The organism is Serratia nevei, assembly GCF_024160145.1.
Classification (GTDB): domain Bacteria; phylum Pseudomonadota; class Gammaproteobacteria; order Enterobacterales; family Enterobacteriaceae; genus Serratia; species Serratia nevei_A.
In genome coordinates this window covers 1-453 of sequence record NZ_JAMYWQ010000136.1, presented here as the reverse complement: position 1 = coordinate 453, position 453 = coordinate 1, and the positions used below count along the sequence as shown (strand labels likewise).

General features: G+C 53.9%; 1 rRNA gene. It reads right to left on the bottom strand.

The features are described 5' to 3' along the window. A 16S ribosomal RNA gene (locus M6G53_RS25110) occupies positions 1 to 453 on the bottom strand; the annotation flags it as partial.

Genomic DNA, 453 nt, shown 5'->3' with positions numbered 1-453 from the left:
ATGAGCGGACTACTTGGGTATCTAATCCTGTTTGCTCCCCACGCTTTCGCGCCTCAGCGTCAAAATCGGACCAGGTAGCCGCTTTCGCCACTGGTGTTCTTCCCAATATCTACGAATTTCACCTCTACACTGGGAATTCCACTACCCTCTTCCGTTTTCTAGTCTTCCAGTCTTAAGCGCAGTTCCCGGGTTGAGCCCGGGGCTTTCACGCCTAACTTAAAAGACCGCCTACGCGCCCTTTACGCCCAGTAATTCCGAACAACGCTCGCCCCCTTCGTATTACCGCGGCTGCTGGCACGAAGTTAGCCGGGGCTTCTTCTCTGGTTACCGTCATCATCTTCACCAGTGAAAGTGCTTTACAACCCTAAGGCCTTCTTCACACACGCGGCATGGCTGGATCAGGGTTGCCCCCATTGTCCAATATTCCCCACTGCTGCATCCCATAGGATTGGC